Below are 13,869 nucleotides of genomic sequence, written 5' to 3' on the forward strand. Positions count from 1 at the left end.
CGCGCGCGGAAGATCCGGCCGGCGCCATGCCGCCGCCTGCTCCTCCTCGGCCTCGCGCGCTGGTGCCTGCCGTGCCCGGAAACGACACCGCACGGCATGCGCTGGTGTCCGGCACGCTGTCGCGCCTGACGATCAATCCGGAAGGCACCGTCGACGGCTTCGTGCTCTCCGACGGCACGCTCGTCCGCCTGCCGCCGCATCTCGGTTCGCAACTGACGGCACTCGTGAAGACGGGCGACCGCGTGACGGTCGCCGGCGAACGACGCATCGACGATGAAATCCGTGCCCGTGTCGTCCGCAATGACGGCACCGGCGCGTCGCTGTCCGATCAACCGCCTGCGCCCGTCGCGCCGGTGCCGCCCATGCTGCGCGGCGTCAACCTCGCCCGCCTGAGCGTGTCCGGCGTCGTGCGCCGCGTGACGCGCGCGCCGCGCGGCGAGCCGGACGGCGTGATGCTCGACAGCGGCGCGATCGTCAAGCTGACCGTTCCGGCCGCCCAGCAATTCGGCGCGCTGCTCGTCCCCGGCGAGCGCGTGGCCGCGGTCGGCTACGGCACGCGCAACGCCTACGGCGAAGCGCTGCAGGCGACGGCGTTCGGCGCGCCGGGCCATGTCGTGAATCTCTATGACGATGTCGCGCGCTGAGCGCGCGCCGCTTTTCCTCAATCCATCGAAAGGAGTCCTGCCATGCATTGGATCGATCCCGCCTGCCTGCCCGAAACGCGCGGCCGCGTCACGCAGTTCCTGCTCAATCCGCACGGAGACATCGACGGCCTGATCCTGAACGGCGACCTGCAGGTGCACGTGCCGCCGCATCTGGGCCACGAACTGGTGCGCCGTGTCGCGGTCGGCGACCGCATCCGCGTGCGGGGCGTCAAGCCGCGTCGCGCCGAGATGATCGCGGCCGTGCAACTGACCGGCCGCGACGGCGTCGACATCGTCGACGACGGGCCCGCGCACGCTGCGCCGGCGAAGCCGACGCACCCCGCTCGCACTCCGCTGGAATCGAGTGGCGAAGTCGCGTTTGCGCTGCACGGCCCGAAAGGCGAGTTGAACGGCGCGTTGCTGACGAGCGGCGTCGCGTTGCGGGTGCCGCCGCATGCGGCTGAAGCGCTGCACGATTATCTGCGTCCCGGTGTCCATGTGCAGGCGTGGGGGCACGGCGTCGTCACGCCGCACGGCACGACGCTCGACGTGAGCGAGATCGCCGAGCTCGTCGATGCGGATGCCGAATGATCGTGCGACCGTGAGGCGGCCATGAGAGCGGCACGCGCGCTCGAAGCGCTCAACTTCTTCCTGGCCGACGTGCAGGCCGGCATCGGCCCGTTCATCGGCGTCATCCTGCTGTCGCGCGGCTGGGGCGCCGATGCGATCGGCTCGGTCATGACGCTGGCCGGGTTGGCCGCGATGGCAGCGACGCCGTTGGCCGGCGCGCTCGTCGACACGGTGCGCGCGAAGCGGGCGCTGATCGTCGTGGCGACCGCGGTGACGGCGCTGGCGTCGCTGGCGATGAGGTTCGTCCACGGCTATCCGGCGGTGGCGGCGTCGCAGGTCGTGGCGGCGGTCAGTGGCGCGGTGCTGGCGCCGGCCGCCGCGGGCGTGACGCTCGGCATCGTGCGCCGGCAAGGTTTCGACCGGCAGTTCGGGCGCAACCAGATGGCGAACCACGCCGGCAACGTCGCCGGTGCGGCGCTCGCCGGGTGGCTCGGCTGGCATGTCGGATTCGACGCGGTGTTCGCGCTGGTCGGCGTATTCACGCTCCTCGCCATCGCGAGCACGCTGGCGATTCCCGGGCACGCGATCGATCATGCGTCCGCACGAGGTCTCGATCCCGCCGGTGCCGCACCGGGAACGGATGCTGCGCATCCGCATGCGTCGGATGCGGCGCCGGCATCGGCATCGGCGTCCGCATCGCCGTCGCGCGTCGGCGGCCTGCGCACGCTCGCCGACAACCGGCCGCTGGTGCTGCTCGGCGCATCGCTCGCGCTGTTTCATCTCGGCAACGCGGCGATGCTGCCGCTCTACGGGATGGGCGTCGTCGTCACGCATCGCAGCAACGCGAGCGCGTTCACCGCCCAGACGATCGTCATCGCGCAGTGCGTGATGATCGCGGCGGCGTGGCTCGCGCCCCGGCTGATTCGCGCGCACGGTTACTGGCGGGTGCTGCTGTTCTCGTACATCGTGCTGCCGGTGCGCGGGCTGGTCGCCGCGGCGTGGCTGAGCGAAGCGGGCGTGTGGCCGGTGCAGGTGCTCGACGGCATCGGCGCCGGCCTGCAAAGCGTGGTCGTGCCCGCGCTCGTCGTTCACCTGCTGCACGGCTCCGGCCGCGTGAATGCCGGGCAGGGCGCCGTCGCGACCGCGCAGGGCATCGGCGCGGCGCTCAGCCCCGTGCTGGGCGGCGTGCTCGCGCAGCACTTCGGCTATCCGGCCGCGTTCGTCGTGCTGGGCGCCGTGTCGACGGGCTCGCTCGCGCTGTGGCTCGGTCATGCGCGCGCGCTGGGCCGCGTGTGCGGCAAGCCCGCCGATCTATCGGCGACATCGTCGTGAAGGCGATGTCGATTTCCATGCCTCCGCCTACTTACCCATGAATCCTGTTTCGCTTGCCTGGCTGATTTCCGCGCTCGCCACCGCGGGCGTCATCACGCGTCCGTTCGGCTGGCCCGAGGCCATCTGGGCCGTGAGCGGCGCGCTGCTGCTGGTCGTGTTGAACCTGTTACCGGCTGCCCAGGCGCTGGACGCCGTCGCGAAAGGCGGCGACGTGTACCTCTTCCTGACGGGCATGATGCTGCTGTCCGAGGCGGCCCGTCGCGAGGGGCTGTTCGACTGGGTCGCGACGCATGTCGTCAATCTCGCGCAGGGCTCGCCGCGGCGGTTGTTCGCGTTGATCTACGGGGTCGGCGTCGTCACCACGGTGTTCCTGTCGAACGATGCGACCGCCGTCGTGCTGACGCCCGCGGTGCTTGCCGCCGCGCGCCGCGCGAAGGCCGACCCGATGCCGCTGTTGTACAGCTGCGCGCTCGTCGCCAATGCCGCGAGTTTCGTGCTGCCGATTTCGAATCCGGCGAACCTCGTGCTGTACGGTGCGCACATGCTGGCGCTCGGCGCTTGGCTCGCGCACTTCGCGGCGCCGTCCGTCGCGTCGATCGCGTGCACGTTCTTCATGCTGCGGATCGTGCAGCGGCGTGCGTTGTCCGGCCGTTGCGCGTCCGGGCTGCCGGTGCAGCCGCTGACAAACGGCGGCCGCATCGCGCTGGCGGGCATCGCCGCAACGGCCGTCGTGCTGATGGCGGTGTCGGTCGCCGATCGCCCGCTCGGGTTGCCGACCGCGCTGGCGGGCGTCGTCACGGTCGCATGCGTGGCGATGCGGGATCGCGCGGCCTGCGTGCCGATCGTGCGCGCGATTTCATGGAGCGTGTTGCCGCTCGTCGCGGGGCTGTTCGTCGTTGTCGAGACGCTCGACCGGACCGGCGCGGTGCCCGCGCTGGCGGGCCTGCTGCACCTGCTGATGCAAAGCGGCGAGCACGTCGCCGCGGCCGTGGCCGGCGTCGCGGTCGCGCTGGTGTCGAACGCGGTCAACAACCTGCCCGCCGGGCTGATCGCGAGTTCGACGATCCACGCCGCGCACAGCCCGCAGACGGTGGTCGACGCGATTCTGATCGGCGTGGATCTTGGCCCGAACCTGTCGATCACCGGTTCGCTCGCGACGATTCTGTGGCTGGCGGCGATCCGGCGCGAAGGGCTGCAGGTCGGTTTCCGCGCATTCCTCGCGGTCGGCGCGTGCGTGATGCCGCCTGCGTTGCTGCTCGCGCTGGGCGCGCGGTTCGTGGTCGGCGGCTGACGCGCGATGCGCGTCGCGTCAGCCGTCCCGGCCGCGCTAGAACGAGTACGCGAGCGACGCGAACAGGCTGCGCGGCGCGCCCGGCGTGACCCACAGGCTGTTGTACGAGCTGACGTAGGTGGTGCGGTTGAACAGGTTGTTCAGCACGACCGACGCGCGCAGGTGCTTGTTGACCTGCACGTAGCCGTTGAGCTGCACGGTCGCGTAGGCCGGCAGCTCGAAGCCGTCCTGCGTGTTGGCCGTGTTGCCGGCGCGGCGGCCGACATAGATCACGCCGGCGCCGGCGCCGGCCTTGTCCGCGAACGGCAGGGTCGTCTCGTACATCAGCAGCGCGCTGCCGCTCAGCCGCGGTATGTCGACGAGCCGCGCGCCGGGCGTCAGCACCGTATCGCGCGTGACCTCGGCATCGACGTACGCGAGGTTGACGAGGCCGCGCAAGCCGTGGCCCAGGTCGCCGCTCCATTCGAATTCGACGCCGCGACTGCGTACTTCGCCGGCCGCGCGCGAGAAGCCGGCATTCGCCGGATCGGCGGTGAGCACGTTGCGCTTGGTCACGTAGAACGCCGCAACGGTCGTGAGCGAGCGCGCGCCCGCCCATTTCGCGCCGGCTTCGTAGCCGTGGCCTTTCTCGGGATCGAACGCGTTGCCGCCGACGTCCGCGCCGTTGTTCGGCCGGAACGAATACGCGGTGTTCGCATAGAACGACCACGCGGGGCTCATTTCATACACGACGCCGAGACGCGGGCTCACCGCGGTCTGCAACTGGCTCGTCGTCACGCCCTTCAGGCGGTTGTCGATCGACTGGTGGAAACGATCCCAGCGCAGCCCGGCCAGGATCTTCCAGTGCGGCCCGAACGCGAGCGTGTCCTGCGCGTAGACGCCTTGGCCGTCATCGCGTTCGAGCAGGTTGGTCGCGGTACGCAGCGCGGGCGCGGGCTGGCCGTAGACCGGATCGAAGATGTCGATCGCATACGGCGCGGCGGCGCTCGGCGTCGAGCGCGCGACGAACTGGTCGTAGTTGAAGCGATACGCATCGACGCCCATCACGAGCGTGTGGCCGATGCCGCCGGTGCGGAACGTGCCGGTGGTTTCGAGCCGGCCTTGCAGGTCGTTCGAGTGAAACGCGACCTGCCGGTAGCGGCGCCACAGCGTGCGGCCGTCCGGCTGCAACGAGAATGCCTCGGACGAGCGCCCCGACAGGTCGGTGTTGCGTTGCGCGACGCCGGCATTGATCGACCAACTGGAATCGATGCGGTGCTCGAGCGTGAACTGATGGCCCGTGTTGCGCACGTCGTAGTCGCCGTCGCGCGGCTCGCCGAGAAAGCGCGACGCGGGGATCACGCCAAGCTGCCCGTTGACCGCCAGCACGCCGCGGTCGAGCGGCGCACGCTGGCGCGCGCTCTCGAATTCGTAGTGGAGCGTCGTGTCCGCGCCGATGTCCCACGTGAACGACGGCGAGAACAGGTAGCGCTTGCTCGACACCGTGTCGCGAAAGCTGCCGTTGTTCTCGTTCATCGCGACGAAGCGGTACGCGAGCGTTTTCGTGACGGGGCCGGTCGAGTCGAGCGTCTGGCGCAACGCGCCGTAGCTGCCGGCCGATACGCCGATGGTGTTCGCGCGAGCGAACTGCGGCTGCTTGGTCGTATAGCTGATGATCCCGCCCGGGTCGCCGCGGCCATACAGCGCGGACGCCGGCCCCTTGAGCACTTCCATGCGCTCGAGGCTGACCGTGTCGCGCGGCACGCTCATCCCGCGATTCCACGAAAAGCCGTTGACCAGGTAGTCGGTGCCGGACGTGCCGCCGTCGCCGGCGAAGCCGCGCACCGCGTAGTTGTCCCACAGGCCGCCGAAGTTGTTCTGGCGCGACACGCCCGCGACCCAGTCGTACAGATCGTCGCCGCGCGTGGCGGCCACCGTCTGGATCAGCTTCGTATCGACGCTGCTGACCGCGAACGGAATCTCCATCACGTCCGCCTCGCTGCGCGTCGCGCTCGTCGATTCGCGCGTGCGGAACGGCGCCGTCGCGCGTTGCGCGGACACCTCGATGGCGGGCAGCGCCGTCTCCTGCGCGTCGGCGGCGCCCATGCCGGCGGTGCCGACGACGATGGCCATCGGTGCGGCCGCCCAGTTCCTCCTGCTCATACCCGTCCTTTTCCTTGTTGTGTCGTTCGCGTTCGGGCACGGCGGGCGGCCTTGCGCCGGCATCTGTGTTCCAAACAGTACATTTGCGCGGCAATTTAATGCAAATGAGAGGCATTTGCAATCGTAATTTTGAGATGGGGTGGGTACATGAGGACGGGCGGTGCGGCGGCGGTCGCGGAACGCGCGGAATCGGGTTTTTCCACGACGCCAGGGAGCGGCGGTTCTTCGTCCAGCGGAAAGCGGCGACCGGCAATGTCCGGTTCGTCGCGTCTTGCGTGGTTCGATCAGGCAGGCCGACGTCGAGCGACGTCACGCCCGCGCGGGCTCGAATCACGCATCAGCGGATTTCATGGAGGTCGGCACCGTTCATCCCATGACGCCGTGCGTCGTGGTGCGACGACGAGCGTGCCGGCGCCCGTGCGTGGGTCAATCCGGATCGGCTTTCAGCCCACCCTCGATCCACCGCGCTTCGGACGCGCGAAGGTGCGCGCGGATCGCCGTCTGGGCCGCGATCGGATCGCCGGCCTGCAACGCGACGAGCACGTCCTCGTGCTCGCGCACCGCGGCGGTCCACGTCTGCGGATTCTCCGCGTGGCCGCGCATCGCGGTCGCGATCGGATCGTGGCGACTGTCGAACAGCTCGCCGACGAAGCGGGTGAGCACCGAGTTGCCGGCCGCTTCCGCGATCAGCATGTGGAACTGCCGGTCGGCTTCGACCGGGGATTTGCCGGCCTCCGCCAGCCGCTTCATGCGCTGCACCGTGCGGCGCAGCCGCTCGAGCATCGCGGCCGTCATCCGTGCGGCGGCCAGCGCGGCGACGCTGCCTTCGATGGCCGCGCGCGCCTGCATCAATTCCGACGGACTGTCGCCGAGCGTGGCGATCGGGCCGACTGCGTCGGCCGCCGTGTCGCGCACGTACACGCCGGAGCCCATGCGGATCTCGATCTGGCCGCCGATTTCCAGCGCGATCAGCGCCTCGCGAAGCGACGGGCGCGAGACGCCGAGCGTCAGCGCCAGCTCGCGCTCCGGCGGCAGCCGCTCGCCGATCGCGAATTCGCCCTGACGAATCAACGCGACGATCTGGGCCGCGACGGATTGGTAAAGCCGCTTGGGTTCTGTCGATTTCATCCGATGGAGTGGGATCAATGCGCTTTGGGCGCAAGCGCGTGTCGCGGAGTCTATCACGCCTGCCGCATCGCCCCGCGTGGCGGCGAGTTCATTCCGATGTCCGGGTTTTCACTGTTGGTAAGATCAGATTGAAATAGTTAAATTGGCTTGACCAAAATAGGTTTGGTTGCTGTAATTCATCCGAATTGGACTGACCAGGGAGTGCCGAGGTCGATCCACCTCAAGGAGACGCAATGGCAATGCCTCGCAATCTGCCCGGTCAGGCCGCGCACGACGCAGCGGACCGGGAGATCCTGCGCCTGGACGGGATTCGCAAGCGCTTTCCGGGCGTCCTCGCGCTCGACGGGATTCGCCTCGACCTGCGCCGCGGCGAGGTGCATGCGGTGTGCGGCGAAAACGGCGCGGGCAAATCGACGCTGATGAAGATCATCAGCGGCCAGTACCTGCCCGACGACGGCGTCGTTCACTATCGCGGCGCGCCGGTGCAATTTCGTTCGGCTTCCGAAGCGCAGGCGGCAGGCATCTCGATCATTCACCAGGAACTCAATCTCGTCCCGCACCTGAGCGTGGCGGAGAACCTGTTCCTCGCACGCGAGCCGCGGCGCGGGCCGTTCGTCGATACGAAGCGCATGAACGCGGATGCGGCGCGCTGCATCGCCCGCATCGGGCTGAACGTGGCCCCGACGACGAAGGTCGGCGTGCTGTCCATCGCGCAGCAGCAGATGGTCGAGATCGCGAAGGCGCTGTCGCACGACGCGCGCGTGCTGATCATGGACGAGCCCACGTCGTCGCTGACGGAAGCGGAAACGGTGCAGCTCTTTCGCATCATCGAGGAGCTGCGCGCCGACGGCGTGGCGATTCTGTATATCTCGCACCGGCTCGACGAAATGGCGCAGATCGTCGATCGCGTGACGGTGCTGCGCGACGGGCGCCACATCTCGACGGACGAGTTCGCCGACGTGAGCCTTGACGACATCGTCGCGCGCATGGTCGGACGCACGCTCGACGACGCCTATCCGTCACGGCAATCGGTGCCGACCGACGAGGTGCTGCTCGACGTGCGCGACCTGCGCCGCGACGGCGTGTTCGGGCCGGTGTCGTTCGCGCTGCGGCGCGGCGAGATCCTCGGTTTCGCGGGCTTGATGGGCGCCGGGCGTACCGAGATCGCCCGCGCGATCTTCGGCGCCGATCGCGTCGACGGCGGCACGATCGCGCTGCACGGGCGGCCCGTGACGATCCGCTCGCCGCGCGAGGCGATCCGGCACGGCATCGCGTATCTGTCGGAGGACCGCAAGAAGGAGGGGCTCGCGCTGCCGATGCCCGTTGCGGCGAACCTCACGCTCGCGAACGTGCGCGGCATCGCGTCACGCTTCGGATTCCTGCGCTTCGACGACGAGCTCGCCGTCGCGCGCCGCTACGTGCAGGACCTCGCGATTCGCACGCCGTCGGTGCACCAGCGCGTGCGCAACCTGTCCGGCGGCAACCAGCAGAAGGTCGTCATCGGCAAGTGGCTGTACCGCGGCTCGAAGATCCTGTTCTTCGACGAGCCGACGCGCGGCATTGACGTCGGCGCGAAATTCGCGATCTACGGGCTGATGGACCGGCTCGCCGCCGACGGCGTCGGCGTGGTGCTGATCAGTTCGGAATTGCCGGAGCTGATTGGCATGACCGACCGGATCGCCGTTTTTCACGAAGGTCGATTGACCGCATTGCTCGACACGAAACACACCAGTCAGGAGGAGATCATGCACTTTGCGTCGGGGCGTTCCCATGCTTGAAATGACATCCGATCGAAGCCAGGCCGACGAACGGGCGGCGCGACAGCGGCGGCGCGACCTGATCCAGAAGTTCGCGGCGCTGGGCAGCCTCGTCGTGCTCGTGTTCGCGTTCTCGATATCGAGCGCCGCGTTCTTCTCGGTCGACAACCTGATGACGGTCGGCCTGCAGGTCACGTCGATCGCCTACCTGGGCGTTGCCGCCACCTGCGTGATCATCACGGGCGGCATCGACCTGTCGGTCGGCTCGGTGCTCGCGCTGGCCGGCGTCTGCGCGGCGCTGCTGGTCAAGGCCGGCGTGCCGGTGCCCGCCGCGATGGCGGCCGGCATCCTGGTCGGCGCGCTGTGCGGGCTCGTCAACGGCATCTGCGTGACGCAGATGGGCCTGCCGCCGTTCATCGCGACGCTCGGCATGATGCTCGTCGCGCGCGGCATCGCGCTGCAGATCACCGGCGCGCGGCCGGTATCGGATCTCGGCGACGCGTTCGGTGCGCTCGGTAATGGCGCGCTGCTGCGGATCTCGCGCATCGGCGCGGACGGCTTTCCCGACACGACCTTTCCCGGCATTCCGTATCCGGTCGTGATCATGGTCGTGCTGTTCGTCGTGGTGTCCGTGCTGCTGTCGAGAACGTCACTGGGCCGCCACATCTACGCGGTCGGGTCGAACGCGGAAGCGGCCCGGCTGTCGGGCGTGAACGTGCAGGGCGTGAAGCTGTTCACCTACGTGCTCTCGGGCGCGCTCGCCGGCGTGACCGGCTGCGTGCTGATGTCGCGGCTCGTCACCGGGCAGCCGAACGAAGGCGTGATGTACGAGCTCGACGCGATCGCCAGCTCGGTCATCGGCGGCACGTCGCTGATGGGCGGCGTCGGCACGATCTCGGGCACGGCGATCGGCGCGTTCGTGATCGGCGTGCTGCGCAACGGCCTGAACATGAACGGCGTATCGAGCTTCATCCAGCAGATCATCATCGGCGTCGTGATCCTCGGCACGGTGTGGATCGACCAGTTGCGCAATCGCCGGCCCTGACCGGCAGCAAGCAGTCCCTACCCACGAGAAGCGGAGCGAGACATGAACAAATCCATCCTGCTGGCGGCATCGGCGTGCGTGTTCGCGGTATGCGGCAGCGGTGCGTATGCGGCGGGCGGCGAGATCGCGGTGATCGTCAAGACGGTCAACTCGAACTACTGGCAGAACGTGCAGAAAGGCGCGAAGGCGGCGCTCGACGGCGCGAAGGGTTACACGATGACGTTCCAGGGCCCGGCGGCCGAGTCCGACATCAGCGGGCAGGTCAACATGGTCGACAACGCGGTCACGCGTCACGTGGCGGGCATCGTGCTCGCGCCGTCCGATCCCGATGCGCTGGTGCCCGCGATCAAGAAGGCGTGGGAAGCGCACATTCCGGTCGTGCTGATCGACTCGGCGATCGCGGATGCCGGCAAGCCGTATTACCAGGCGTTCCTGTCGACCGACAACGAGAAGGCGGGCGCGCTGTGCGCGAAGGCGCTGATCGACCGCGTCGGGCAGTCGGGCAAGATCGCGATCATGTCGTACGTGCCGGGCGCGGGGTCCGAGGTCAGCCGCGTCGGCGGGTTCCGCAAGTACATCGAGAGCCATTCGAAGCTGCAGGTCGTCGGCCCGTACTACTCGCAGTCGCAAATGGCGACCGCGCTGAACCAGACGACCGACGTGCTGTCGGCGAACCCGGACCTGAAGGGCATCTTCGGCGCGAACGAGCCGACCGCGGTCGGGATGGGCCGCGCGCTGAAGCAGTCGGGCAAGGCGGGCAAGGTGGTGGCGATCGGGTTCGACGGCAACGAGGACCTGCAGGGCTTCGTGCGCGACGGCACCGTGCAGGCGATCGCCGTGCAGGGCTCGTGGCAGATGGGGAACCAGGGCGTGCGCACGGCGCTCGACGTGATCGAGCGCAAGCCCGCGCCGAAGCTGATCGACACCGGCGTCGTGATGGTCGACAAGCAGAACCTCGATTCGCAGGCGGCGAAGAATGTCCTGTACTGATCCCTTTCCCGCATCCAGTCACGCCTCATGAACGCACACGATACGCGCACCTTGCCGCGCAGCGGGCTGACGGTGTCCGCACTCGGCCTCGGCTGCTCGCAGCTCGGCGGCCTTTATCGGCCGATGTCGGCCGCCGACGCCGCCGCGCTCGTCGACGCCGCGTGGGCGGCCGGCCTGCGCTACTTCGACACCGCGCCGTATTACGGCTACACGCTGTCCGAGCGGCGCGTGGGGGCGGGGCTCGCCCAGCGCGAGCGCGGCGCCTTCACGCTCAGCACGAAGGTCGGGCGGCTGATGCGGGCCGACGCGAGCGTGCGGCCGGGCGACGACGGCTGGGCCGAGCCGCTGCCGTTCCGGCCGGTCTACGACTACAGCTACGACGGGATCATGCGCTCGCACGACGACAGCCGGCAACGGCTCGGGCTCGCGCGGATCGACATGCTGTACGTGCACGACATCGGCGCGATGACGCACGGCGAGCGTCACGCGCACTACTGGGACCAGTTGACGCGCGGCGGCGGGTTTCGCGCGCTGGATGCGCTGCGTTCGGGCGGCGAGATTGGTGCGTTCGGTCTCGGCGTGAACGAATGGGAAGTCGCGGCCGACGCGCTGAACGAAGCGGCGCTCGATGCGGTGCTGCTGGCCGGCCGCTATACGCTGCTCGAACAGACGGCGCTCGAGCCGCTGCTCGACGCATGCGCCCGTGACGGGACGGCGATCGTGATCGGCGGCGTGTTCAATTCCGGCCTGCTCGCCGGCAACGGCAAGTTCAACTATGCGGACGCGAGCGCCGACGTGATCGACAAGGCGACGCGGCTCGGCGCGCTGTGCAACCGCTTCGACGTGCCGCTTCCCGCCGCGGCGTTGCAGTTTCCGTTCGGCCATCCGGCCGTCGTGTCGTGCGTGGTCGGCGCGCGCAGCGTGGCTCAGCTGGCGCAGAACATCGCCTGGTTCGAGCGCCCCGCGCCGGCCGAGCTGTGGGAGGCGCTGCGCGACGAAGGGCTGATCGCGGCGCACGCGCCGGTGCCGGGAGCACGCGCATGACCGCACGGATCGACGCCCATCAGCATTACTGGCGCATCGGCGCGCGGGCCGGCTGCTGGCCGCCGGCCGAACTCGCTGCGATTCACCGGGATTTCGGCCCCGCCGAGCTGGCGCCGCTGCTCGACGCCGCGCGCATCGATACCACCGTCCTCGTGCAGTCGCTGCCGAGCGAAGCCGACACGCGCTTTCTGCTCGATCTCGCGGCTGAAACGCCGAGCGTCGGCGCGGTGGTCGGCTGGCTCGACCTGAAGGCCGGCGACGCACCGGCGCGGATCGCGGCGTTTGCGTCCGCGCCGAAGGCGCGCGGTTTGCGACCGATGCTGCAGGATCTGCCCGACGACGCGTGGATCGACGATCCGCGGCTGGATCGCGCAGTCGCCGCGATGCTCGAGCACGAGCTGCGGTTCGATGCGCTGGTGATGCCGCGCCATCTCGATGCGCTGCATGCGTTCGCGCGACGCCACCCGGATTTGCCGATCGTGATCGATCACGGCGCGAAGCCGTTCATCGAGCGCGGCGAGATGCAGCCGTGGCTCACGTCGATGCGTCGACTCGCGCACCTGTCGAACCTGCATTGCAAGCTGTCCGGCCTCTGGACGGAGGCGGGGCCGTCGGCCGGCCCGGATGCGGTGCGCGCGCGCACGCGGCCGTATGTCCAGGCGCTGGCCGACCTGTTCGGGCCGACGCGCTTGATGTGGGGCAGCGACTGGCCGGTGCTGCGGCTGGCGTCGGCGTGCGGCGGCTACGGCGAATGGCTGGCCGCATGCGAGGACGATGGCGCGCAGTCGCTCGGCGCCGCGGCGCTCGACGGCCTGTTCGGCGGCAACGCGCGCCGCTTCTACCGGATCGACACCGCACGCCACGACGAATGAACCCGAACGAAAGGAAACCGACATGCTCAGCGTGATTTGCGAATCCCCCGGCGTGCTGCGCGTGCAGCAGCGCGAGCTGCCCGTGCGCGGCAGCGGCGAAGTGCTGTTGCGCGTGCAACGGGTCGGCATCTGCGGCACCGACCTGCACATCTTCACCGGCAACCAGCCGTACCTCGACTATCCGCGCGTGATGGGCCACGAGTTGTCGGCGGTCGTCGTCGAGGCGGAACCGGAGTCGGGGCTCGGCGCCGGCGACGCGGTGTACGTGATGCCGTATCTGTCGTGCGGACACTGCGTCGCCTGCCGGCACGGCAACACGAACTGCTGCGTGAACATCAAGGTGCTCGGCGTGCATCGCGACGGCGCGCTCGCCGAATACCTGAGCGTGCCCGCGCAGTTCGTGCACAAGGCCGACGGCATTTCGCTCGACCAGGCGGCGATGCTGGAGTTTCTCGCGATCGGCGCGCATGCGGTGCGCCGCGCGGATATCCGTGCCGGGCAGCGCGCGCTGGTCGTCGGCGCCGGGCCGATCGGCATGGCCGCGATGATCTTCGCGAAGCTGCGCGGCGCCGACGTCACGTGCCTCGACACGCGCGCCGACCGGCTGGCGTTTTGCCGCCAGCATCTGGCGGTCGATGTGGCGGTGGAGGTGGGGGAAGGGGACGCGGCGCGTCTCGCGTCGTTGACGAACGGCGAGTATTTCGATGCGGTGTTCGACGCGACGGGCAATCTCGATGCGATGAACCGCGGGTTCGAATTCGTCGCGCACGGCGGCAAATACACGTTGATCTCGATCGTGCGCGGGCACGTCGCGTTTTCGGATCCGGAGTTCCACAAGCGGGAAACCACGCTGCTCGCGAGCCGCAATGCGACGGCCGAGGATTTCGCGACGGTGCTCGACGCGATGCGCGCGGGGCGCATTCCCGACCGCGCGCTGAACACGCACCGGATGCGGCTCGACGAGGTGCCGGACGCGCTGCCGCGTCTGCTGGATGCCGGGCAGACCGTCGTGAAGGCGCTCGTCGAATGCTGATCCGTCGAATCCGGCACGCGG

The 13,869-nt window shown here is 69.2% G+C and carries 12 protein-coding genes; 10 read left to right on the top strand and 2 right to left on the bottom strand.

Annotation, left to right across the window (positions count from 1 at the left end):
- Positions 1-71: 71 nt before the first annotated feature.
- From LGM56_RS17675 to LGM56_RS17690, 4 genes are read left to right on the top strand one after another with little or no spacing between them, the layout of a single operon-like run.
- Positions 72-644 (top strand): hypothetical protein, encoded by a 573-nt coding sequence (locus tag LGM56_RS17675; protein ID WP_226206060.1) that lies wholly within the window; start codon positions 72-74, stop codon positions 642-644.
- A gap of 42 nt (positions 645-686) precedes the next feature.
- Positions 687-1,235, top strand: a complete 549-nt coding sequence (locus LGM56_RS17680) for a hypothetical protein (protein WP_089498368.1) — start codon at positions 687-689, stop codon at positions 1,233-1,235.
- A gap of 21 nt (positions 1,236-1,256) precedes the next feature.
- Positions 1,257-2,546 carry an MFS transporter gene (locus LGM56_RS17685; RefSeq protein ID WP_226206061.1) on the top strand — a complete coding sequence of 430 codons (1,290 nt, stop codon included), beginning with the start codon at positions 1,257-1,259 and terminating at the stop codon, positions 2,544-2,546.
- 37 nt (positions 2,547-2,583) lie between these two features.
- Positions 2,584-3,837, top strand: a complete 1,254-nt coding sequence (locus tag LGM56_RS17690; protein WP_226206062.1) for an arsenic transporter — start codon at positions 2,584-2,586, stop codon at positions 3,835-3,837.
- A 36-nt stretch (positions 3,838-3,873) separates the two neighbouring features.
- Here the strand turns inward: LGM56_RS17690 and LGM56_RS17695 are convergent, their stop codons facing one another.
- Both LGM56_RS17695 and LGM56_RS17700 read right to left on the bottom strand, forming a co-directional pair.
- On the bottom strand, positions 3,874-5,979 hold the full coding sequence (locus tag LGM56_RS17695; RefSeq protein ID WP_226206063.1) for a TonB-dependent siderophore receptor: 2,106 nt from the start codon (positions 5,977-5,979) through the stop codon (positions 3,874-3,876).
- Between the two features lie 426 nt (positions 5,980-6,405).
- Positions 6,406-7,107, bottom strand: a complete 702-nt coding sequence (locus LGM56_RS17700) for a FadR/GntR family transcriptional regulator (protein ID WP_226206064.1) — start codon at positions 7,105-7,107, stop codon at positions 6,406-6,408.
- Between the two features lie 233 nt (positions 7,108-7,340).
- On the opposite strand from LGM56_RS17700, the gene LGM56_RS17705 reads away from it, so the two are divergent.
- From LGM56_RS17705 to LGM56_RS17730, 6 genes are read left to right on the top strand one after another with little or no spacing between them, the layout of a single operon-like run.
- The gene (locus tag LGM56_RS17705; protein ID WP_226206065.1) at positions 7,341-8,885 is read left to right on the top strand and encodes a sugar ABC transporter ATP-binding protein; all 1,545 of its coding nucleotides are present in this window, start codon (positions 7,341-7,343) and stop codon (positions 8,883-8,885) included.
- Positions 8,878-9,909 carry an ABC transporter permease gene (locus tag LGM56_RS17710; protein WP_011549867.1) on the top strand — a complete coding sequence of 344 codons (1,032 nt, stop codon included), beginning with the start codon at positions 8,878-8,880 and terminating at the stop codon, positions 9,907-9,909. Before LGM56_RS17705 ends, LGM56_RS17710 begins: the two co-directional genes overlap by 8 nt.
- 42 nt (positions 9,910-9,951) lie before the next feature.
- Complete coding sequence (locus LGM56_RS17715) at positions 9,952-10,899, top strand: ABC transporter substrate-binding protein (protein WP_059587348.1); 948 nt, start codon at positions 9,952-9,954, stop codon at positions 10,897-10,899.
- 27 nt (positions 10,900-10,926) lie between these two features.
- Positions 10,927-11,943 (top strand): aldo/keto reductase, encoded by a 1,017-nt coding sequence (locus tag LGM56_RS17720; RefSeq protein ID WP_226206067.1) that lies wholly within the window; start codon positions 10,927-10,929, stop codon positions 11,941-11,943.
- Positions 11,940-12,815: an amidohydrolase family protein gene (locus LGM56_RS17725; protein ID WP_226206069.1), complete on the top strand. Its 876-nt coding sequence runs from the start codon at positions 11,940-11,942 to the stop codon at positions 12,813-12,815. The genes LGM56_RS17720 and LGM56_RS17725 overlap by 4 nt, the downstream gene beginning before the upstream one ends.
- Positions 12,816-12,837: 22 nt before the next feature.
- A complete protein-coding gene (locus tag LGM56_RS17730; protein WP_226206070.1) occupies positions 12,838-13,848 on the top strand; it encodes a zinc-binding alcohol dehydrogenase family protein in 1,011 nt (336 codons plus the stop codon).
- Positions 13,849-13,869 lie beyond the last annotated feature (21 nt).

This window comes from Burkholderia sp. AU38729 (genome assembly GCF_020419725.1).
Classification (GTDB): Bacteria; Pseudomonadota; Gammaproteobacteria; order Burkholderiales; family Burkholderiaceae; genus Burkholderia.

Excerpts from the sequence above, each read along its gene's own strand:
- LGM56_RS17695 (WP_226206063.1), bottom strand. The coding sequence starts at position 5,979 with ATGAGCAGGAGGAACTGGGCGGCCGCACCGATGGCCATCGTCGTCGGC.
- LGM56_RS17685 (WP_226206061.1), top strand. The coding sequence starts at position 1,257 with ATGAGAGCGGCACGCGCGCTCGAAGCGCTCAACTTCTTCCTGGCCGAC.
- LGM56_RS17710 (WP_011549867.1), top strand. The coding sequence starts at position 8,878 with ATGCTTGAAATGACATCCGATCGAAGCCAGGCCGACGAACGGGCGGCG.
- LGM56_RS17730 (WP_226206070.1), top strand. The coding sequence starts at position 12,838 with ATGCTCAGCGTGATTTGCGAATCCCCCGGCGTGCTGCGCGTGCAGCAG.
- LGM56_RS17700 (WP_226206064.1), bottom strand. The coding sequence starts at position 7,107 with ATGAAATCGACAGAACCCAAGCGGCTTTACCAATCCGTCGCGGCCCAG.
- LGM56_RS17725 (WP_226206069.1), top strand. The coding sequence starts at position 11,940 with ATGACCGCACGGATCGACGCCCATCAGCATTACTGGCGCATCGGCGCG.
- LGM56_RS17690 (WP_226206062.1), top strand. The coding sequence starts at position 2,584 with ATGAATCCTGTTTCGCTTGCCTGGCTGATTTCCGCGCTCGCCACCGCG.
- LGM56_RS17705 (WP_226206065.1), top strand. The coding sequence starts at position 7,341 with ATGGCAATGCCTCGCAATCTGCCCGGTCAGGCCGCGCACGACGCAGCG.
- LGM56_RS17720 (WP_226206067.1), top strand. The coding sequence starts at position 10,927 with ATGAACGCACACGATACGCGCACCTTGCCGCGCAGCGGGCTGACGGTG.
- LGM56_RS17715 (WP_059587348.1), top strand. The coding sequence starts at position 9,952 with ATGAACAAATCCATCCTGCTGGCGGCATCGGCGTGCGTGTTCGCGGTA.
- LGM56_RS17680 (WP_089498368.1), top strand. The coding sequence starts at position 687 with ATGCATTGGATCGATCCCGCCTGCCTGCCCGAAACGCGCGGCCGCGTC.